The 18,834-nt window shown below is 35.7% G+C and carries 20 protein-coding genes; 9 read left to right on the forward strand and 11 right to left on the reverse strand.

Annotated features, from left to right (window positions below; genetic code table 11):
* Positions 1-54: 54 nt before the first annotated feature.
* Entirely contained in the window at positions 55-918 is an 864-nt protein-coding gene (locus tag EKL99_RS05090; RefSeq protein WP_007137700.1) for an RNA polymerase sigma factor RpoD/SigA, read from the forward strand.
* Positions 919-1,392: 474 nt separating this feature from the next.
* Entirely contained in the window at positions 1,393-2,055 is a 663-nt protein-coding gene (gene rpe / locus EKL99_RS05095; RefSeq protein WP_126568989.1) for a ribulose-phosphate 3-epimerase, read from the forward strand.
* A gap of 251 nt (positions 2,056-2,306) precedes the next feature.
* On the opposite strand, the gene EKL99_RS05100 is transcribed toward rpe, so the two are convergent.
* Positions 2,307-2,810: a CvpA family protein gene (locus EKL99_RS05100; protein ID WP_126554714.1), complete on the reverse strand. Its 504-nt coding sequence runs from the start codon at positions 2,808-2,810 to the stop codon at positions 2,307-2,309.
* Positions 2,811-2,956: 146 nt separating this feature from the next.
* Here EKL99_RS05100 and EKL99_RS05105 point away from each other — a divergent pair, with 146 nt between their 5' ends.
* The 3 genes from EKL99_RS05105 (at position 2,957) to EKL99_RS05115 (ending at position 4,902) form a co-directional block, all read left to right on the forward strand.
* Positions 2,957-3,313 (forward strand): hypothetical protein, encoded by a 357-nt coding sequence (locus EKL99_RS05105; protein WP_126576512.1) that lies wholly within the window; start codon positions 2,957-2,959, stop codon positions 3,311-3,313.
* Positions 3,314-3,396: 83 nt separating this feature from the next.
* Positions 3,397-4,416 carry a phenylalanine--tRNA ligase subunit alpha gene (pheS, locus tag EKL99_RS05110; protein ID WP_126554712.1) on the forward strand — a complete coding sequence of 340 codons (1,020 nt, stop codon included), beginning with the start codon at positions 3,397-3,399 and terminating at the stop codon, positions 4,414-4,416.
* 78 nt (positions 4,417-4,494) lie between these two features.
* A complete protein-coding gene (locus EKL99_RS05115) occupies positions 4,495-4,902 on the forward strand; it encodes a hypothetical protein (RefSeq protein WP_126461849.1) in 408 nt (135 codons plus the stop codon).
* Here EKL99_RS05115 and EKL99_RS05120 read toward each other — a convergent pair.
* From EKL99_RS05120 to EKL99_RS05140, 5 genes are all read right to left on the reverse strand, one after another.
* Positions 4,873-5,121: a hypothetical protein gene (locus tag EKL99_RS05120; RefSeq protein ID WP_126461846.1), complete on the reverse strand. Its 249-nt coding sequence runs from the start codon at positions 5,119-5,121 to the stop codon at positions 4,873-4,875. The two genes, EKL99_RS05115 and EKL99_RS05120, sit on opposite strands and share 30 nt — an antisense overlap.
* 9 nt (positions 5,122-5,130) lie before the next feature.
* A complete protein-coding gene (locus tag EKL99_RS05125) occupies positions 5,131-5,346 on the reverse strand; it encodes a hypothetical protein (RefSeq protein ID WP_126461843.1) in 216 nt (71 codons plus the stop codon).
* Between the two features lie 38 nt (positions 5,347-5,384).
* Positions 5,385-6,380: an NAD(P)H-dependent glycerol-3-phosphate dehydrogenase gene (locus tag EKL99_RS05130; protein ID WP_126461840.1), complete on the reverse strand. Its 996-nt coding sequence runs from the start codon at positions 6,378-6,380 to the stop codon at positions 5,385-5,387.
* A 310-nt stretch (positions 6,381-6,690) separates the two neighbouring features.
* A complete protein-coding gene (locus EKL99_RS05135) occupies positions 6,691-7,854 on the reverse strand; it encodes an iron-containing alcohol dehydrogenase (protein ID WP_126554709.1) in 1,164 nt (387 codons plus the stop codon).
* A gap of 4 nt (positions 7,855-7,858) precedes the next feature.
* Complete coding sequence (locus EKL99_RS05140) at positions 7,859-8,623, reverse strand: type 1 glutamine amidotransferase domain-containing protein (protein ID WP_197037211.1); 765 nt, start codon at positions 8,621-8,623, stop codon at positions 7,859-7,861.
* Between the two features lie 86 nt (positions 8,624-8,709).
* Here EKL99_RS05140 and EKL99_RS05145 point away from each other — a divergent pair, with 86 nt between their 5' ends.
* Positions 8,710-9,606 (forward strand): LysR family transcriptional regulator, encoded by an 897-nt coding sequence (locus EKL99_RS05145; protein WP_126568990.1) that lies wholly within the window; start codon positions 8,710-8,712, stop codon positions 9,604-9,606.
* Here EKL99_RS05145 and nadD read toward each other — a convergent pair whose 3' ends face one another.
* The 5 genes from nadD to EKL99_RS05170 form a co-directional block, all read right to left on the reverse strand.
* Entirely contained in the window at positions 9,607-10,218 is a 612-nt protein-coding gene (nadD, locus tag EKL99_RS05150) for a nicotinate (nicotinamide) nucleotide adenylyltransferase (protein ID WP_126576513.1), read from the reverse strand. It lies immediately after the preceding gene.
* Positions 10,219-10,305: 87 nt separating this feature from the next.
* Entirely contained in the window at positions 10,306-10,881 is a 576-nt protein-coding gene (gene gmk / locus EKL99_RS05155) for a guanylate kinase (RefSeq protein WP_126461828.1), read from the reverse strand.
* Between the two features lie 29 nt (positions 10,882-10,910).
* Entirely contained in the window at positions 10,911-11,771 is an 861-nt protein-coding gene (locus tag EKL99_RS05160) for a YicC/YloC family endoribonuclease (protein WP_126554698.1), read from the reverse strand.
* 184 nt (positions 11,772-11,955) lie between these two features.
* Positions 11,956-12,843 (reverse strand): DMT family transporter, encoded by an 888-nt coding sequence (locus tag EKL99_RS05165; RefSeq protein ID WP_126554696.1) that lies wholly within the window; start codon positions 12,841-12,843, stop codon positions 11,956-11,958.
* Positions 12,843-13,193, reverse strand: a complete 351-nt coding sequence (locus EKL99_RS05170; RefSeq protein ID WP_126452753.1) for an arsenate reductase family protein — start codon at positions 13,191-13,193, stop codon at positions 12,843-12,845. Before EKL99_RS05170 ends, EKL99_RS05165 begins: the two co-directional genes overlap by 1 nt.
* 75 nt (positions 13,194-13,268) lie before the next feature.
* On the opposite strand from EKL99_RS05170, the gene EKL99_RS05175 reads away from it, so the two are divergent.
* From EKL99_RS05175 to kbl, 3 genes are all read left to right on the forward strand, one after another.
* Positions 13,269-13,724, forward strand: a complete 456-nt coding sequence (locus EKL99_RS05175) for a DinB family protein (protein WP_126554694.1) — start codon at positions 13,269-13,271, stop codon at positions 13,722-13,724.
* Positions 13,725-13,897: 173 nt separating this feature from the next.
* Complete coding sequence (locus tag EKL99_RS05180; RefSeq protein ID WP_126576514.1) at positions 13,898-17,488, forward strand: exodeoxyribonuclease V subunit beta; 3,591 nt, start codon at positions 13,898-13,900, stop codon at positions 17,486-17,488.
* A 47-nt stretch (positions 17,489-17,535) separates the two neighbouring features.
* Positions 17,536-18,729 (forward strand): glycine C-acetyltransferase, encoded by a 1,194-nt coding sequence (kbl, locus tag EKL99_RS05185; protein ID WP_126562665.1) that lies wholly within the window; start codon positions 17,536-17,538, stop codon positions 18,727-18,729.
* Positions 18,730-18,834 lie beyond the last annotated feature (105 nt).

The following is an 18,834-nucleotide window of genomic DNA, read 5'->3' on the forward strand; positions in this document are numbered from 1 at the left end:
GCAACTTCATACGTATAATCATTTGTACACTTAAAATTTAGGAGACAAAAAAACATGAGACAACTAAAAATCACCAAGCAGGTAACCAATCGTGAAACCGCTTCATTAGACAAGTATTTACAAGAAATTGGTAAAGTTGACCTTATTACCGCAGACGAAGAGGTAGAATTAGCACAAAAAATTAAAGCCGGCGACCAGAAAGCATTAGAAAAATTGACGAAAGCCAATTTACGTTTCGTAGTATCTGTAGCCAAACAATACCAAAATCAAGGATTAACCCTTCCCGATTTGATCAACGAAGGAAACCTTGGACTTATAAAAGCAGCACAACGTTTTGATGAAACACGTGGTTTTAAATTCATCTCGTATGCCGTTTGGTGGATTCGTCAATCGATTCTACAAGCTCTGGCAGAACAATCTCGTATCGTTCGTTTGCCTTTGAACAAAATTGGTTCTATCAATAAAATCAACAAAATGTACGCTTTATTAGAGCAATCTAACGAGCGTCCACCTTCTGCTGAGGAAATTGCAAAAGAACTTGATATGACCGTAAATGACGTAAAAGAGAGTATGAAAAACTCTGGCCGTCACTTATCCATGGATGCGCCTCTTGTAGAAGGAGAAGATTCTAACCTTTATGACGTTTTACGTTCCGGCGAATCACCAAATCCAGACAGAGAATTAATCCACGAATCATTGCGTACCGAAATCGAGCGTTCCCTAGAAACATTGACTCCAAGAGAGGCTGATGTAGTTCGTTTGTACTTTGGTCTTGGTGATCAACACCCAATGACCTTAGAGGAAATTGGCGAAACTTTCGACCTGACTCGAGAACGTGTTCGTCAAATCAAGGAAAAAGCAATCCGAAGATTAAAACACACTTCAAGAAGCAAAATACTAAAAACCTATTTAGGATAAAACAGTCAATTTTTTAAAAATCAAAAGTCATAACGTTCTACAACATTATGACTTTTGATTTTAAACTTGTGACTAATAGCTAACGACGGTCTGATTAACTGTTCGTTTTTTGATTGATGATTGAAACTCCGGCTGATTACCGGAGTTTTATTTTTTTAAGCAAAACTCCATTCAGTTCGCTTGGCTTGGCTCGGATATCAGGAGTTATATTTTTAAAATCTAATTTCTTCTCACCATTCATTTCTCACTACTATGGCATAACCCTCCGTAAAAACTTCGGGTCGGGCTATCGGCTGTATCTCTCCGCTACGCTACGAGGATGCCGCCTCTATCCCTTACGCGCAATGTACGGACAACTCGCGAGTTGTCCCTTCTAAAAAAACTTTCACCAATTGCTGCAAAAAAACTACTTTTGCACAAACAACACAAACTGTAAAGATGCACTACAGTGCATCTCTATAAAACAACTACACAATGAAAAATACTCTTATTGCACCATCAGTGCTTGCTGCCGATTTTGGAAACCTGCAACGCGATATCGAAATGATCAATGACAGTGAAGCCGATTGGTTTCATATTGACATCATGGATGGTGTTTTTGTACCTAACATTTCGTACGGAATGCCCGTTTTGGAAGCCATAAACCGCCATGCAAAAAAAATAATCGACGTTCACTTGATGATTGTAGATCCAGATCGCTACATCAAAACTTTTGCTGAATTGGGCGCCAATATTCTAAGCGTACACTACGAAGCTTGTACCCATCTTCACAGAACCCTGCAAGCCATCAAAGCCGAAGGAATGAAAGCTGGAGTCGCCATTAATCCACACACAAATATCGACCTATTAGAAGATGTAATCAACGACATTGATTTGGTTTGCATCATGAGTGTAAATCCAGGTTTTGGCGGACAATCATTTATCGAAAATACGTACGTAAAAGTTAAAAAATTAAAAGATTTAATCCATAAAAAAGGGGCGACTACACTTATAGAAGTTGATGGTGGTGTTACCAACAAAAACGCAAAACAACTTGTAGAAGCCGGAGCTGATGTACTGGTAGCCGGAAGTTATGTTTTTAAAGCAGAAAATCCAACAGCTACAATTGCTGATCTGAAGAAATTGACAAACCTATAATACTAAAAGTCCCGATTCAATAGTTATAAGATCGGGACGGGTTTAAAATGAAAATAGCAATTACAAAAACCAACTAGAGGCTGTCACGGTCAATGCAACTTTTATAAAGGAACGCTCTGAAAAACTCATTGAGCGCTTTAAAGACAAAATAGAAAAAGCTTAAAAAAACAATTACGGATTTAAAAGACCAATCATCTAAATTTTGTCCCTGTGGTTTAAGGTTGAAACTGCGACTAAAAACGCATTACTACTTACTTTTTCTTCAAACTACCATACCATTCCTGTAGCGAAGGATAAATGAATCCAGCTGTTTTTTGGATTGGATTATAAAAAAGAGAATTATCCAGCGTCTCTTTTTTGGCCAACAGATGGTTGTAGTTAATCTTCTCGAAAATCGCGAAAACAATACCCAGAATCAAAACAGTTTTCAGCACCCTGAAAAAACCACCTCCCAAAGCATTCAACCAGCCCAAAAAAGCAAAATCAGCTACTCCTGTCAGGAATTTACCTAAACCTGAAACCACAACAACTACAATAATGAACGTAAGAACAAAAGCTACTACTTGAATGGTATTAGGATTCCATTTGACAAATCCCACTAAAATATCCCGCATATAGGAGGAAAATTGTACTGCAATATAAATACCGGCCAGTAGTGAAATTAGTGATGCTAACTCCACAAAAAGACCGTTTTGAAGGCCTTTGTAAAAAGCAAAAGCAAGCAATACACCCAAAATGATATCAAAAAATCCCATACTTAATTAATTTGCAACGATCAAACAGCAAATATAAAAGAATTATTCTTTACCATAGTCAATTTTCAAGTTCTTATCTTTGCGAAAAATAATTTTATGACAAATGAATTAATAACTCATGACTCATAATTCATAATTCAACAAAAATGTCAAGAGACACACAACTTAAAGAACGCTGGGAACAGCTTGTAAATATACTTTCCAATCAATTTTCTCAAGGGGAAGATTTAGATTTAGACGCTATTATTTATCTAATTGGCGTACAAGAACTCGGGAAAGTACATAACGAATACAAGAAAGACGAAAAACTAAACCTAATGCATATCGCGATTTGCAGGTTATTAGAGCCTTATGGATTATATGAATTTGAATTTTTTGACGAGGAAGGTTGGCCACATTACAAAGTAAAAGAGGAATTACCACCGCTAAAAGCTGGAGAACAATCCGTTTTAATGAAAGAAGCCATTGTGAATTATTTCCTGGAGAAGGAACTTATTGATTGATATTATTTATTGTACGGGCCAGTCGTGACTTGTCCCTATCAACAAAAATCACTAAATTTGCATAATTAATTATTGGAATGAAAATGATAGATAAGATAAAAGAATATATTGGCGAAGCAAATGCTTTTTCAACGCAAAACCCAGCAGAACTAGAAACGTTCCGAATCAAATTCTTAGGAAGCAAAGGACTTTTAAAAGACCTTTTTGCGGAATTCAAAAATGTGCCTAACGATCAAAAAAAGGAATTCGGACAAGTAATCAACCTGCTCAAAACATCTGCCGAAGACAAAGTAAAAACCCTTCAGGAAGCTTTAGAAAACAAAGAAGAAACCAAAGGCTTTTACGGGGATCTCACGCGTTCGGCTGAACCAATAACTATCGGTTCCCGCCATCCTATTTCATTGGTGAAGAACCAAATTATTGATATCTTTTCAAATATTGGTTTCAATGTTTCCGAAGGTCCTGAAATCGAAGACGACTGGCATAATTTTACCGCATTGAACCTCCCGGAATACCATCCGGCTCGCGACATGCAAGACACATTTTTTATACAAACCAACCCTGATATTTTGTTGCGCACACACACCTCTTCGGTACAGGTACGTTACATGGAAGAAAATAAACCGCCAATTCGGACCATTTCTCCGGGAAGAGTTTTTCGTAATGAAGCCGTGTCCTCTCGTTCTCACTGCATTTTTCACCAAGTGGAAGGGCTGTATATAGACAAAGATGTTTCTTTTGCCGACTTAAAACAAACCCTTTTGTATTTTACCAAAGAGATGTTCGGAAAATCAAAAATCCGTCTGCGTCCCTCCTACTTTCCTTTTACGGAGCCAAGCGCTGAGGTTGATATTTATTGGGGACTTAAAACAGAAACTGATTATAGAATAACCAAAGGAACCGGATGGTTAGAGATCATGGGCTGTGGAATGGTGGATCCAAACGTTTTAAAAAATTGCGGCATCAATCCTGAGGAATACAACGGATTTGCCTTTGGAATGGGAATCGAAAGAATTGCCATGTTGTTGTATCAAATAGGCGACATCCGTATGTTCTACGAAAATGACGTACGTTTCTTAGAACAATTCAAATCAAGTATATAAAAATTTAAGAGCACTGATTTTTGATTTTAGAAGTTTAAATCTGAAATCAAAAATCGGTAATCATCACTCAACTATCAAATGAAATCCGACATCATCACCCCCGAAGTAGAAAACGTATTCCTAGCTGCAGTCCAAGAATGGAGCGACGATTTCATGGAAAAAGTATGGTACGCCTATTTAATAAATGACAGTGACTTTTTAATCGAAAGCGTCATGGTTGTTTCTAAGGCATTTGGAACCATCAACGGTGAAATGAAAAAAACATCCCTCTTGCGCCACGCTTTTGTAGCAGTTCCGCCAGTTTCAGTAATGAAAATCGAAATGATTGAAAAAAGCGTTTTAGCACTCAACAATGAATTCATGCTGACTTTCTTTATCGGAGACAAACTATACGATAAAAAATACATTTTCAAAGCACAATCCATCTGCGAATCAGCAGTCGAAGAAGTGCCTATTTTATTTATTGATGGTATTATCGTGAGATAAATCAGCACTATTGTCGCGTTTATTTTTTTTCTTCCAATTTAAATATCCTATTACAAATATTCCGAATAAGACGAAATAAAGCGTTCGGAACAGGTTTCTTTTGGAGAAAAAAGCATCTTCAAAAGAGCGTTCGAATAAGTCAAAAACGAGCAAGCTTAGGGAAAGAATAATTCCCCAACGCATCCCGTTTTTAATCTGAAATCGCCACCTTTTACTCATAAAAATGATTTAGCGATTTTGTTGTTTAACTTTGGATTTCCATGTAAAATAACCTAAAACAAAAATCCCTACACCGATATAAGCAGCTGCTCGAATATAAAAATTAGGCGTAGCGACTTGTACTGAAAAAGGGATTTCTTTTATGTCGAATAACACATTGAAAACTGTCATAAATACACCCCAAATTCCGCCAGTTTTAATTTGATATTTCCATCTTTCGCTCATGACATGATTGTATTTTGATTATTAAATATATAGCAGAATTAATCCAGTTTGTCGGTCAGTTTCTTAAATATGGTTTTCGCATCTTTTCCTTCGTATAAAACCTCATAAACGGCATCAATAATAGGTGTTTTGGCACCATAAGCCTGATTTAGCTTATAAGCACTTTTAGTAGCGTAATATCCTTCAGCAACCATGCTCATTTCCATCATTGCTGATTTCACCGTGTAGCCTTTACCTATCATATTACCAAACATTCTGTTTCTCGAAAAAACGGAATAGCCTGTAACCAGTAAATCGCCTAAATAAGCAGAATCATTGATGTTGCGCTTCATTTTATGAACTTTCTTGATAAATTTTTTCATTTCCCTGATCCCATTACTCATCAATACGGATTGGAAATTATCTCCATAACCCAGTCCATGGGCCATTCCTGCAGCAATGGCATAAATATTCTTTAGCATCGCAGCATATTCAGTTCCTATAATATCATCTGTAATTTTAGTCTTAATGTAATTTCCAGCAAGAGTATCGGCAACAATTTTTGCTTTATCAGAATCGCCACATGCGATTGTCAGATATGATAACCGCTCCATAGCCACTTCTTCTGCGTGACAAGGACCAGAGATTACACCAATGTTATAATAAGGAATATCATATTTTACATGGAAATGTTCCCCTACAATCAAACTGGTCTCAGGAACAATCCCTTTTATAGCCGAAAAAATAATTTTATCTTTCAACGAAACAGTCAATTTTTCTAATTCACCCTCTAAAAAAGCGGAAGGAATAGCAAAGATAATGTAGTCCGCATAGGCTACTGCTTCATTGATATCATTGGTTAGCTTCAATTTTTGGGTATCAAATTCAACAGAGCTTAGGTAATTTGGATTGTGTTTGTAGGTCTTGATGTGTTCTATAGCAGCATCATTGCGCATGTACCATGAAATTTCGGTAAGATTTACGCATAACATTTTAGCTATGGCTGTTGCCCAGCTCCCACCACCAATTACTGCAAATTTTATGTTTTCAGTCATTTTTTATTGAATTTAATCAAAAGTACTTAAAAACTATGAATCAAGCCAAAAAAGCACCGCCTTAAATCTGGGACTCACAGGGGTTTTCAATAATAATATCACAATATATTAAATTAAATTTAAAACATTTGATTTTCAAACACAATATAAACACATTAATACCGTTATTCTTTTATTATAGTTACTGTTTTAACAAAAAAAACAGAATTGAATTAGTTAGTTATAATTTGAATTTTAAAAGGCGTTCCCATACAAAATGAGAACGCCTTTTTATTTAAAAATACTTCAATCGGTAATCTGATTATTTGAATTAATAACTCATTTCTACAATTGATTTCACTTTTTCTAAAGTGATATTTTCTTTTTCTCCTAATCCCAGCCAACCTCTTTCTTTGAAGCGGTTTACTATAAAATCAGCCGTTTTATCATAGTCTTTGGTGTAATCCGATAATTTAGTCTCCATTCCCATTGTATGGAAAAACTCAACTGTTTTATTGATCGCTTCGTTTGCTATTTCATCTTCGGTTCCAGTCAAATTGAAAATACGCTTTCCGTATTGTGCCAGTTTTCCTTTTTTGGTTTCAAACATCACTCGGTATAAATTTGGACCTACAACCGCCAATGTTCTAGCATGATCAATTCCGTACAAAGCGGTTAATTCATGGCCAATCATGTGTGTAGCCCAATCCGAAGGAACTCCTTTCTGGATTAATCCATTTAGAGCCATCGTACAACTCCACATAAAGTTAGAAGCCAAAGCATAATCTTTAGGATTCTCAACAACATCAGGACCAACTTGAATCAAGGTCTGTAAAATACTTTCGGCAATTCTATCTTGAAGATATCCTTCATGTGGATAGGTTAGATATTGTTCCAAAACATGGGTATAGGCATCAACAACTCCGTTTTCCAATTGTCTTTTGGGTAAAGATTCAATGACGGTTGGATCGCAAATAGAAAATTTTGGAAACAAGGCGCTACCACCAAATGATAATTTTTCCTGTGTGGATTCAATAGTAACAACTCCGCCAGAATTCATTTCACTTCCCGTTGCCGGTAAAGTTAAAACGGTTCCAAAAGGAATAATTTTAGATACATCTTTAGTCAACACTCGTTTTTGAAGAATATCAATTGGGTTTCCGTCAAAATTTACAGCAGCCGAAATGAATTTTACCCCGTCAATTACAGAACCTCCACCCACAGCAAGGATAAAATCGATATTTTGTTCTTTGATAACTGCTACTGCTTTCATCAAAGTTTCAAAATGTGGATTTGGCTCAATTCCCGAAAATTCGACGATTTCAAAACCTTTTAAAGCATTAATTACCTGTTCATGGATTCCATTTTTGAAAATACTTCCGCCTCCATAAGCCAAAAGAATTTTTGCGCCCTGCGGAACTAAAGTAGAAAGTTTTTCAATTTGTCCTTTTCCAAAAATTAAATTAGTAGGATTGTATAATTCGAAGTTTAACATGTTTTTATTTTTTTAAATTCAATTGATTTAATAATTTTTCTGCAACGAGTTTAGATGAAGCCGGGTTCTGACCTGTAATCAATAAGCCATCTTCTACTGCATACGGTTGCCAATCCCCTATTTTTGAATATTTGGCCCCGTTAGCTTGCAACGCATCCTCTAATAAAAATGGTACGACATCAGTTAAGCCTACAGCTTCCTCTTCCGTATTAGAAAATCCGGTTACTTTTTTTCCTTTTACCAAAAAATCCCCATTTACTTTTACGTTTTTCAACACTGCTGGTGAATGACATACAAAAGCGACAGGTTTATTATTCGTATAAAAAGCTTCAATCAAAGCGCTTGAATTTTCATCCGTGGCTAAATCCCATAACGGTCCATGACCTCCTGGATAAAAAACGGCATCATAATCCGATTCTTTTACATCGGCTAATTTGTGCGTATTTTTCAGTTTTGCCAATAATTCAGTATCAGCATCAAATCGTTTAGTATCTTCAGTTGCTGCAGATGGATCTTCACTTTTTGGATCTATAGGTGGTTGTCCTCCTAACGGGGTAGCAATATCAATAACAACTCCTTTATCTACTAATTCATAATATGGCGCGGCAAGTTCTTCTGTCCAAAATCCTGTTTTTTCTCCCGTGTTACCTAGTTTATCGTGACTCGTAACAACAAATAATACTTTTTTCATACTTTTTTTATTTTGTGCAGTTGCTGTAATGCAACTTACTGTTAATGCTATAATGGCAAAGAATGCAATTTTCTTCATTTCTTATTTTGTTTCTACAAATTTAGTGCGAATATGCTATTAGTAAAAATAATTTAAATTATGTTTGTGATAAATATATTTATATCATGGTTAATCTCGAATGGTACAGAACGTTTAAATCCGTTTATAAAAACGGTAATTTTTCGTTGGCTGCCAAGGAATTATTTATCAGTCAACCCGCTGTAAGTCAACAAATATCAATGTTGGAAGCACATGTCGGATATAAACTTTTTAATCGAAAGTCAAAAGGTGTGGAGCCAACAGAATATGCTAAGTTACTCAATAATCTAATCATCGAGGCGTTGGACCGATTGGAAAATGTGGAGAATGGTTTTCGTGCCAAAGCGTTTGATGCGAATCGATTAATATCCATTGGCATCTCGAAACACTTGATGATCAGTTTGGGAAATGCCTTAATTTCAAAATTTGATTTTATAGATTTTAGTTTCCATGAGAACGACACACTTTTTGAATTGGTCGATTCTAAAAAACTCGATTTTGCTATTGTTACCAAACAATATGACACGTTTGACACCATTCAGAAAAAGGTTGGCGAAATCAAACAAGTGATTGTTGGTTCCAATAACATTGATGCTTCTGAGTTAAAATCTAATATCAAAATAAAGAATTTCGCTGCAACTGAACAGTGGTTAAACGACCAAAAGTGGTTCAGCCACAATGCACAGATTCCGCATATAAAGTTGTTTTGGCTGCATGTTTTTAGTAAAAAAAGGCCCTCGATGATTCCCAATTATATCATTCCGTCCGAGTATGAAATGCTTGAAATAATTTCGAAAAATACCGGAATAGCCGTTGTTTGGGATATAAACGTAAAAAGTTTAATAGCAGAAAATAAAATCCAATTGATGTGGAACAGCAAGCAAATGCCAAGTACAGAAGTATATGTGTTATCCGGTAAAAACGATAATTTGAGTCCTGTTTTTGAGAATATTCAATTGGAATTAAAAAGAATTCTGGCGTAATTACTTCTTATAAAAGTTATTGTGATCAATACATTCCCAAACTTTAGCGGGCAATAAAGGCTGTACATTTTTCCCTTTTTTGATATTATCCCGAATAAATGTAGATGATATTTCAACAACCGGAGCGTCAATCATGTGGATTTTTGGGTGATTCTTGAAAGTTCGATTTTCTATTTCCAAAGAAATTGCTTCACCGGTTTGGCCCTTGGTTTCGAGTCTAGGATACACATAAATCTCGTGATGCGCCAGAATAGCTTCGTAGTTTTTCCATTTGTACAACGACCTTAGATTGTCTTCGCCCATGATTAACGAGAATTCGTAATTGGGGTATTTTTCCTGCAAGTAAACTAGAGTATTCACTGTGTAATTGGGCTGTGATAATTTAAACTCAATATCCGAAGGTTTGATTTTTAGATAATCCTCGGTGGCAAGATGCACCATTTGCAACCGATGATAATCTTCGAGCAAAGTATTTTTTTTCTTCAAAGGATTGTGTGGCGTAACCACCATCCATACTTGGTCTATATTAGCATGCTCGGCCATGTGATTGGCAATGATAAGATGTCCAATATGAATGGGGTTAAACGTTCCGAAATAAAGTCCTATTTTCATAATATTTTGTTTCACGAAGATTCACAAAGTGTTTATAAAATTTTCGTATGAGCCTATTATTTCCTTTGTGCCTCTTTGTGTTATATTTTAATCCTTTACAAAATTCTTTACCAATTGATATGCTTCTTCCAAAGCAATATTTAAATCGTAGTTTTTTATAATCACATCAAATTGTGGCGCTGTAGCCAATTCAACAGAAGCTTTAGCGATGCGCATATTGATTTTGTCATCACTTTCGGTAGAACGTTCCTTTAATCTTCTTTTTAGTTCATCTACGCTTGGTGGTTTCACGAAAACGGCTAACGTTTCTTCCGGGAATTTATGCTTGATGCGCAATCCACCAGAGACATCAATATCAAAAATTACATTTTTTCCTTTTGCCCAGATGCGCTCCACTTCACTTTTTAAAGTTCCGTAGAAATTATCGCGGTACACTTCTTCCCATTCCAAGAAGTCTTCGTTCTTAATGTGTTTTTTAAAGTCTTCGGTAGACATGAAATAATAGTCTTTTCCGTTTACTTCTTCGCCTCTTGGTTCGCGGGAAGCTGCCGAAATAGAAAACTCCAGATTCAAATCTTCTTTGCTTAATAAATGCCTAACTATGGTGGTTTTCCCAGATCCTGATGGTGCCGAAAAAACGATTAATTTTCCTCCTGTGCTCATTTTATGCTGAATTTATTTCAGTATCTATATTATAGAACGTTCAATACCTGCTCCTTTATTTTTTCCAATTCGTCTTTCATCTGAACGACTAATTTCTGCATTTGTGCGTGATTGGATTTAGAACCCATCGTGTTGATTTCACGTCCCATTTCTTGGGTAATGAAACCTAATTTTCTACCGTTAGCCTCCGTTCCGTTGATGGTTTCCAAGAAATAATCCAGGTGATTCGTCAAACGTACTTTTTCTTCGGTGATGTCTAATTTCTCCAAATAATAAATCAATTCCTGCTCAAAACGGTTTTCGTCTACATTCACTTTAAGTTCAGCAATTGCAGTTTGCAAACGGTCTTTTATTGCCTGAACACGTTCTGGATCAAGCGCCAAAGCTTCCGTCATATACTGCCTAATGTTACCAATTCGCAATTGAAATTCTTTTTCAAGAGACATTCCTTCATCTCTTCTAAAGGTCAAGATGTTTTGTAAGGCTTCTTCGATAACGGTTTGGATTTGTACCCAGTCGTTTTCATCGATTTCATCACGTTCTATTTTCATAGTGTCCGGCATACGGATCGCCATTTTCATCAGTTCCGTTTCATCTGCATCAGCATACACTTCTCTTAACTGATTGATGTACCCTTTTACAATGGGCACATTTACTTTCGTAGAAGTTTGTTCGGCGGTAGTTTCGATAAAAATAGAAAAATCTACTTTGCCTCTTTCCAGCTTAAGTGCGATTTGGTTGCGTAAACCCAATTCCATTTCGCGGTACAGCGAAGGCATTCTCACATTCAAATCCAAACCTTTACTGTTTAAAGATTTCACTTCTACCGTGATTTTTTTGGTTGGTAATTGCAAAGTAGCTTTACCAAAACCCGTCATTGATTGTATCATATAATTTTCTAAAAGAGGTCAAAGATACTAAAAAAGTGGTCAGTGGTCCGTTTTTAGTAAACAGTGACTCGGCATAAGTACATATTTAGTAATCAGATTTTAATTTTTGAGTTGATATAAATAGCCCAACGAACGTTATAAAAGACAATAACCTGCAATTTAGGCGCTGAACACTAACAGCTGATTACTGCACACTCTTTTTCTGTGTCACTAAATAAACGCCGATAAATATCAAAACTGCCGAACCAATTTTTACCAAACTCAATTCGTCTTTGCCCAAGCTTATCGCAAAAATAGTGGCAAATAGCGGTTGCAAATAAATAAAAACGGCAACCGTCGTTGGTTTTAATTCTTTCATCGAAAGCAAATTAAGCAAATAGGTCAGAAATGTAGAAATGACGACAACAAATCCAATTTTCCAGCAAATATCCATGGGAACCAAAGCCCAGTCCACCGTTTGAAATTGACTCCAGCCAAAAGGCAAAACCATAATAAATCCAAATAAATAAATCCATTTTACAAACGTAAACGCATTGTATTTATCCATTAATTTCTTGACGATAATCAGGTAAAATCCATAGGAAATAGCATTGACCAATACCAGAAAATTTCCCAACCCGGCGTTTGTGGCGCTGCCAATGGATTTTCCGTACAGAATAAGAAAAGCAGTCCCTATCAGACCAAGTATAATTCCAAAAACCATTCGTTTTTGCATGCGTTCCTTCATGATAATAGCCGAAAGCGTCAACACAATCATTGGTGTCGAAACCATGATAACTGCAGCACTAATAGGCGAAGTAAGGCTTAATCCTTTGAAAAATGTAAGCATATTAAATGCTACGCCAAAGAAAGCTGCGGCAATAATTCGGGGAAAGTCATTGGAGGCAATTTTTTCCTTCGGCATAAAAAGCCAAAAGATCCAAAACAAAATCATTGAACCACCTACGCGCAACAGTATAAAACCATAGGCATCAATATACAACGGCATGACATCTTTGGCAATAGTAAACGTGACTCCGTAAATTATGGAAACAATTGTGGCACCAATTAGTGCAAGATTTCTTTTGGACATTATGCCAAGGCTTTCATTACCTGCAACATATTTTGTTGGGTATTCCCGATATAAATCTTGTCTTTGATGATAAATACAGGGCGACTCAAAAACGTGTAATGTTCCAGAATGTATTTTTTATAATCGTCTTCGGTCAAGGATTTATTTTTTAAATCCATCGATTTGTACAGTTGTGCTTTTTTGCTAAAAAGCGCTTCATAACTTCCGGAAAGTTCGCGCATTCGTTCTAATTCAGCAACAGTAATTGGATCTTGTTTGATGTCGTGAAACTTAAAATCATGCTCTTTAGGAAGTGATTTTATGATTTTTCTGCAGGTGTCGCAAGAAGCGAGATAATATATTATGTCCATATAAATAGCAATTTCTTTGTGCAAAGAAAATTCATTTGACACGGAAAATGATTATTTTTATCAAAAAATAAAAAAATGAATCAAATATTAGACATTACTTTAACCAGCCGAAAAATAGTTTCACAGTTTTTAAAAGGATATACTTTAGCGCAACTCAACACGATTCCGGAAGGATTCAACAATAACCTGATTTGGAACATCGGTCATATAATAGTGACACAGCAAGTATTAGTGTATAAATTATCGGGTTTACCGATGATGGTTTCTGAGGAAATGGTAGAAAAATATAAAAAAGGAACTAAGCCAGAACATATTGCAACACAAGAAGAATTAGCCGAAATGAAGGATTTGTTATTTGAAACTATCAATCAAACTAAACTTGATTTTGAAAATAAAAACTTCAAAAACTTCACTGAATATCCTACATCAACAGGGTATACGCTAAAAAGTGCTCAGGATGCAATGGCTTTCAATGATTTTCATGAAGGGCTTCACATTGGGATTATGATGAGCATTAGAAAATTTATTTAATCACTTTTGGCAAAAGAAAAATCCCCTGTTACTTGCTTTGTTTTTCATTAAAACGCAACCCTGAAAAGGAAGCACAAGCAGTTTGGTTTTTTGTACTTGAAGACCATAAAAAAGGATTCTTTTTATAAAAAAAGTATTAATTTGTATAACTCACAGCGTATAATAATAGCAACATGCAAAGACCTTCATTTTCCATATACGATGCATCAGCTGGATCCGGAAAAACCTATGCGCTTGTCAAAGAGTACCTCAAGATTATTCTTGTTGCAAAAAAAAATGATGCCTATCGCACTATACTGGCCATTACGTTTACCAACAAAGCGGTGCACGAAATGAAAAGCCGAATTGTGGGTAGTCTTTCTGAATTTGCAAAAGACGAGCCCAGCCACAAAGCCCAGGACTTGATGCAGGATTTAGCAATAGATACAGAACTTTCGATCCTCGAAATCAAAACTAAATCACAGCAAATTATCAAGCATATTATTCATAACTACGCTGCATTTGATATTTCTACGATTGATAAATTCACCCACAAGGTAATTCGGGCCTTTGCGCATGATTTGAATTTGCCCATGACTTTTGAAGTCACCCTGGACACTGAAAATTTATTAATTGAGGCTGTAGATGCTATAATTGCTCAGGCCGGTGAAGATGAAACGTTGACAAAACTGCTCATCGATTTCACGATGGAAAAAACTGACGATGATAAATCTTGGGATATTTCCCGTGAAATTCTAGAGACAGGCCGTTTGATCCTCAATGAAAATAACAGAAACGAAATCACGCAGTTTCAGGATAAATCCATCGCTGAGTTCGTTGCAATAAAAAAGAAATTAGTAGAAGCCAGTAAAGATTTAGAAAAACAGACTGTTGTTTTTGCAACAGCGGCCTTGTTATTAATTGACACCAATGGAATTGATGTAAAATCGTTCTCGGCAGGACATTTTCCCAAACATATATTGAGCATTCAAGAAGGAAAATTCAATCCAAAAAACAAAACCTTTCATGAATTTGAGGATGTCAAAATCAATAAAACAGCAAAAGATCGTGCAATTATTGAAAATATCATTCCTGATTTATTGCGATTTTTGGATCAGGTGTATAAGACCTTCGAAAAGATCCATTTCTATAAAGCCTTCCTGAAAAACATTACACCACTTTCCTTATTAAATACGGTAAGTAATGAATTAGCCAAAATACAAAGTGAACAAAATGTACTTTCCATTTCAGAATTTAATGCCATAATCCATAGGGAAATTCAAAACCAGCCGGCGCCTTTTATATACGAACGATTGGGGGAACGCTACCGCCATTTTTTTATCGATGAATTTCAGGATACTTCGGAGATGCAATGGCAAAACCTGATTCCGCTTATTGATAATGCCCTTTCCGGACAGGATGATTATGGAGAAAAAGGAACCTTGATGATTGTGGGCGATCCCAAACAGTCTATTTACAGGTGGCGCGGCGGAAAAGCCGAACAGTTTATTGAATTGAGTAAAGATCAAAACCCGTTCAATAATCCTGATAAAAAACTTGAACATCTTGATAAAAATTACCGAAGTTATTCGCAGGTAATCGAATTTAATAATGAATTTTTTAAATTGTTGTCCGGTGAATTTGCTCATTTAGATTACAAAGAGTTGTATGAAAATCACAGCCACCAAAAAACCAATGACAAAACAGGAGGTTATGTGAATATTTCTTTTATCCCAAAAGTAGAGAAAACAAATGATAATCCGGAAGCTTCTGGAGACGAAGAAGCTTTAGATAAAACTGATTTATATGTTTTGGCCACGCTGAATACGATTCAAAAAGTAATTCAAAAAGGATTTGAATACAAAGATATTGTCATTCTTACCCGGAAACGAAGTCAGGGAATTGCGATTGCGAACTATTTGACAGAGCAAAGAATACCGCTTTTATCCTCGGAAACGTTAATGATTCAAAATGCTACTGAAGTACGATTGATTATTCATTTATTAAAATACCTGAAAAACAACGCTGATTTAGAAGCTAAGGCGAATTTCCTTTACTATATAGGAACGCATATTCAGGACAGATTACCTGTTGCTGATTTCATTGCCAAAGGAATGGCATTGTTTCAGGAAACGGATTTCGAAAATTGGCTGGTGAGTTTTAATATTTCATTGTCGTTTCAAGACATTAGAAAAAAATCATTGTATGAAGCGGTGGAGGTTATTATTGCAAAGTTCCTCTCCCCGGCCCTCTCCAAAGAAAAGGATGACGAAGTGGTTAATCGTAAGGATAAATTCCATCTTATTGAATCAATACATGCTGAGAAAATTCTTTGGATGGAGTTTAAATCTAGATCATTTGAAGATTATAAATTCAGGCAACACCATTTGATAGCTGATTTTATTGTTCATTTTGTTTGTTTATCGAAAAAACTGGTTGTTGAAGTGGATGAGGATTATCATTTTACCGAAGAGCAGGTTCAGTTAGATAATAATAGAACAATTACCCTGAATAAATTAGGGTATAAAGTCATTCGATTTACCAATGAACAGGTTATAAAGAATATTTCGGAAGTTTTAAAACGAATAAAAGAAGAATTAATTCAACGAGAAGAAATTCAAGACTCCAACTTATCGGTGTCGGCTCCTGCCCCTTCGGGGAAGGTTAGGGAGGGGAATGCCTACGTCCAATATTTTTTAGACATAGTTCTGGAACGTGACATTCGCAACCAAGCAGGAATTTCTGACTTTTTAAATTTCTGGGATAAAAACGCACAAAAATTTAGTATTCCCTCACCAGAAGGAAATAATGCCGTTCGGATTATGACAATTCATAAATCAAAAGGATTGGAGTTCCCGGTAGTCATTATGCCATTTGCAGAGGAAGATTACAACAGGAAACCAAAAGATAAATTGTGGCTCAATGCTGAAGGAGGAATTTTTGGCCTGTCAAAAGTATTAATTGATAACAATAGCGCCGTAGAAGGATTTGGAGAGGAAGCGGCTGAGATTTACAATCAAAAGAAACAGGAAGAATTATTAGACAATATCAATGTTCTTTATGTGGCTTTGACCAGAGCGGAGGAACAGTTGTATGTGATTTCAAATATGAATTTATCCAGTAAAGGGGAAGTTCCAAAAAATAATATGTGTGCTTTTTTTATTAATTATTTAGAGAGCAAAGGGGAATTCGATACCGATAAATTGGAATATGATTTTGGGGATATCGCTAAATTATCAAAAGAAAAAAAACACATTGATACCTCCAAAACAATTCCGTTAGTTTTGGAAATTTTGAATCCAAAAAACATCAAAATTGCACAAAGAGAAGCATTGATGTGGGGAACACAACAACAGGAAGCCATTGCCTATGGAAACGTCATTCATGAGATTTTATCTTTTGTGAAAACGAAAAACGATATAGATTTAGCTATAACAAAAGCGATTGAAAACGGACTCATCGTTTTTAAACAAAAGGAAGCCGTTTACAGTACCATACAGGAAATTGTCACTCATACAGAACTAACCGATTATTTTTCGGAAGGGAATGAGGTACTGAATGAACAAACAATTATTCAAAAGGAAGGAAAGACTATAAAACCGGACCGAATGGTTTTGACAAAAAATAAAGAAGTGTTGCTGTTGGATTATAAAACAGGAACACATAATCCTAAATACCACTTACAATTAGAAAAATATCAAAATGCAATTGAATTAATGGGGTATAAAGTGGTAAAAAAAGCACTAATTTATATAGGAAAAGAAATCGATGTAGTAAATTTGTAGCCTAAAAAATGAATTATTCGCAAAATTGAATTTTAAAAACATAAAAAATGTACGGAAAAATTAAAGACTATTTACAGTCAGAATTACAAACAATAGAAGACAATGGAATCTTCAAATCAGAGCGCATTATCACCTCACCACAAGATGCAGAAATAACCATTTCGACAGGAGAAACGGTTTTAAATTTTTGTGCCAATAATTATCTTGGCTTGTCATCCCATCCAGAAGTTGTTCAGGCTGCAAAAGACGCTCTTGATACGCATGGTTTTGGAATGTCATCGGTGCGTTTTATTTGTGGGACACAAGACATTCATAAAACTTTGGAAAAAAAGATTTCTGAGTTTTATGGCACAGAAGATACCATTCTTTATGCGGCCGCTTTTGATGCAAACGGAGGTGTTTTTGAACCCTTATTAGGAGATCAGGATTGTATTATTTCGGATAGTTTAAATCATGCCTCTATTATAGATGGTGTTCGTTTGTGTAAAGCGACGCGATATCGCTATGAAAATAGCAATATGGGAGACCTGGAAAAGCAGCTGATTAAGGCTACAGAAGCCGGTACCCGTTTCAAATTAATTGTTACGGATGGTGTTTTCTCCATGGATGGCGTTGTAGCTCCGTTGGATAAAATTTGTGATTTGGCCGATAAACATGACGCAATGGTTATGGTTGATGAATGCCATGCTGCTGGATTTATTGGTGCTACCGGAAAAGGGACACTTGAGTTAAAAGGAGTCATGGGAAGAGTAGATATTATTACAGGAACCTTAGGAAAAGCACTTGGTGGCGCCATGGGCGGGTATACGACCGCTAAAAAAGAAATTATCGAAATATTACGTCAACGTTCCAGACCGTATTTATTTTCAAATTCCTTAGCACCAGCAATCGTTGGAGCTTCCATTAAGGTTTTTGAACTCTTAGAAAAAGATACAACACTTAGAGACAAACTAGAATGGAATACTAATTATTTTAGAGATGGGATTAAAAAAGCAGGTTTTGATATCATTGATGGGGATTCTGCAATAGTACCGGTGATGTTATATGATGCAAAATTGTCTCAAACTATGGCAAATGAATTATTAAAAAGAGGAATTTATGTAATAGGCTTCTTTTTTCCAGTAGTTCCTAAAGATAAAGCAAGAATTAGAGTACAACTTTCTGCGGCACATACAAAAGCGCATTTAGATCAGGCAATAAATGCCTTTGTAGCGGTAGGAAAAGAGTTAAATGTTATATAATTCGCACTTTTAGCCTTGTTTGTAGGTTTTTTTTAACATAATATTTTGTAGTTTAAAAATTACGTCCTATTTTTGCTTGTAATTAACTAAATTGTAATTAAAAAA

This window comes from Flavobacterium sp. ZB4P23 (assembly GCF_003970375.1).
Classification (GTDB): Bacteria; Bacteroidota; Bacteroidia; order Flavobacteriales; family Flavobacteriaceae; genus Flavobacterium.

Excerpts from the sequence above, each read along its gene's own strand:
- EKL99_RS05120 (WP_126461846.1), bottom strand. The coding sequence starts at position 5,121 with ATGAGTAAAAGGTGGCGATTTCAGATTAAAAACGGGATGCGTTGGGGA.
- EKL99_RS05180 (WP_126576514.1), top strand. The coding sequence starts at position 13,898 with ATGCAAAGACCTTCATTTTCCATATACGATGCATCAGCTGGATCCGGA.
- EKL99_RS05175 (WP_126554694.1), top strand. The coding sequence starts at position 13,269 with ATGAATCAAATATTAGACATTACTTTAACCAGCCGAAAAATAGTTTCA.
- EKL99_RS05140 (WP_197037211.1), bottom strand. The coding sequence starts at position 8,623 with ATGAAGAAAATTGCATTCTTTGCCATTATAGCATTAACAGTAAGTTGC.
- gmk (WP_126461828.1), bottom strand. The coding sequence starts at position 10,881 with ATGAGCACAGGAGGAAAATTAATCGTTTTTTCGGCACCATCAGGATCT.
- EKL99_RS05170 (WP_126452753.1), bottom strand. The coding sequence starts at position 13,193 with ATGGACATAATATATTATCTCGCTTCTTGCGACACCTGCAGAAAAATC.
- EKL99_RS05090 (WP_007137700.1), top strand. The coding sequence starts at position 55 with ATGAGACAACTAAAAATCACCAAGCAGGTAACCAATCGTGAAACCGCT.
- kbl (WP_126562665.1), top strand. The coding sequence starts at position 17,536 with ATGTACGGAAAAATTAAAGACTATTTACAGTCAGAATTACAAACAATA.
- EKL99_RS05165 (WP_126554696.1), bottom strand. The coding sequence starts at position 12,843 with ATGTCCAAAAGAAATCTTGCACTAATTGGTGCCACAATTGTTTCCATA.
- EKL99_RS05105 (WP_126576512.1), top strand. The coding sequence starts at position 2,957 with ATGTCAAGAGACACACAACTTAAAGAACGCTGGGAACAGCTTGTAAAT.
- pheS (WP_126554712.1), top strand. The coding sequence starts at position 3,397 with ATGATAGATAAGATAAAAGAATATATTGGCGAAGCAAATGCTTTTTCA.
- EKL99_RS05115 (WP_126461849.1), top strand. The coding sequence starts at position 4,495 with ATGAAATCCGACATCATCACCCCCGAAGTAGAAAACGTATTCCTAGCT.
- EKL99_RS05160 (WP_126554698.1), bottom strand. The coding sequence starts at position 11,771 with ATGATACAATCAATGACGGGTTTTGGTAAAGCTACTTTGCAATTACCA.
- EKL99_RS05125 (WP_126461843.1), bottom strand. The coding sequence starts at position 5,346 with ATGAGCGAAAGATGGAAATATCAAATTAAAACTGGCGGAATTTGGGGT.
- nadD (WP_126576513.1), bottom strand. The coding sequence starts at position 10,218 with ATGAAAATAGGACTTTATTTCGGAACGTTTAACCCCATTCATATTGGA.
- EKL99_RS05145 (WP_126568990.1), top strand. The coding sequence starts at position 8,710 with ATGGTTAATCTCGAATGGTACAGAACGTTTAAATCCGTTTATAAAAAC.
- EKL99_RS05100 (WP_126554714.1), bottom strand. The coding sequence starts at position 2,810 with ATGGGATTTTTTGATATCATTTTGGGTGTATTGCTTGCTTTTGCTTTT.
- EKL99_RS05135 (WP_126554709.1), bottom strand. The coding sequence starts at position 7,854 with ATGTTAAACTTCGAATTATACAATCCTACTAATTTAATTTTTGGAAAA.
- rpe (WP_126568989.1), top strand. The coding sequence starts at position 1,393 with ATGAAAAATACTCTTATTGCACCATCAGTGCTTGCTGCCGATTTTGGA.
- EKL99_RS05130 (WP_126461840.1), bottom strand. The coding sequence starts at position 6,380 with ATGACTGAAAACATAAAATTTGCAGTAATTGGTGGTGGGAGCTGGGCA.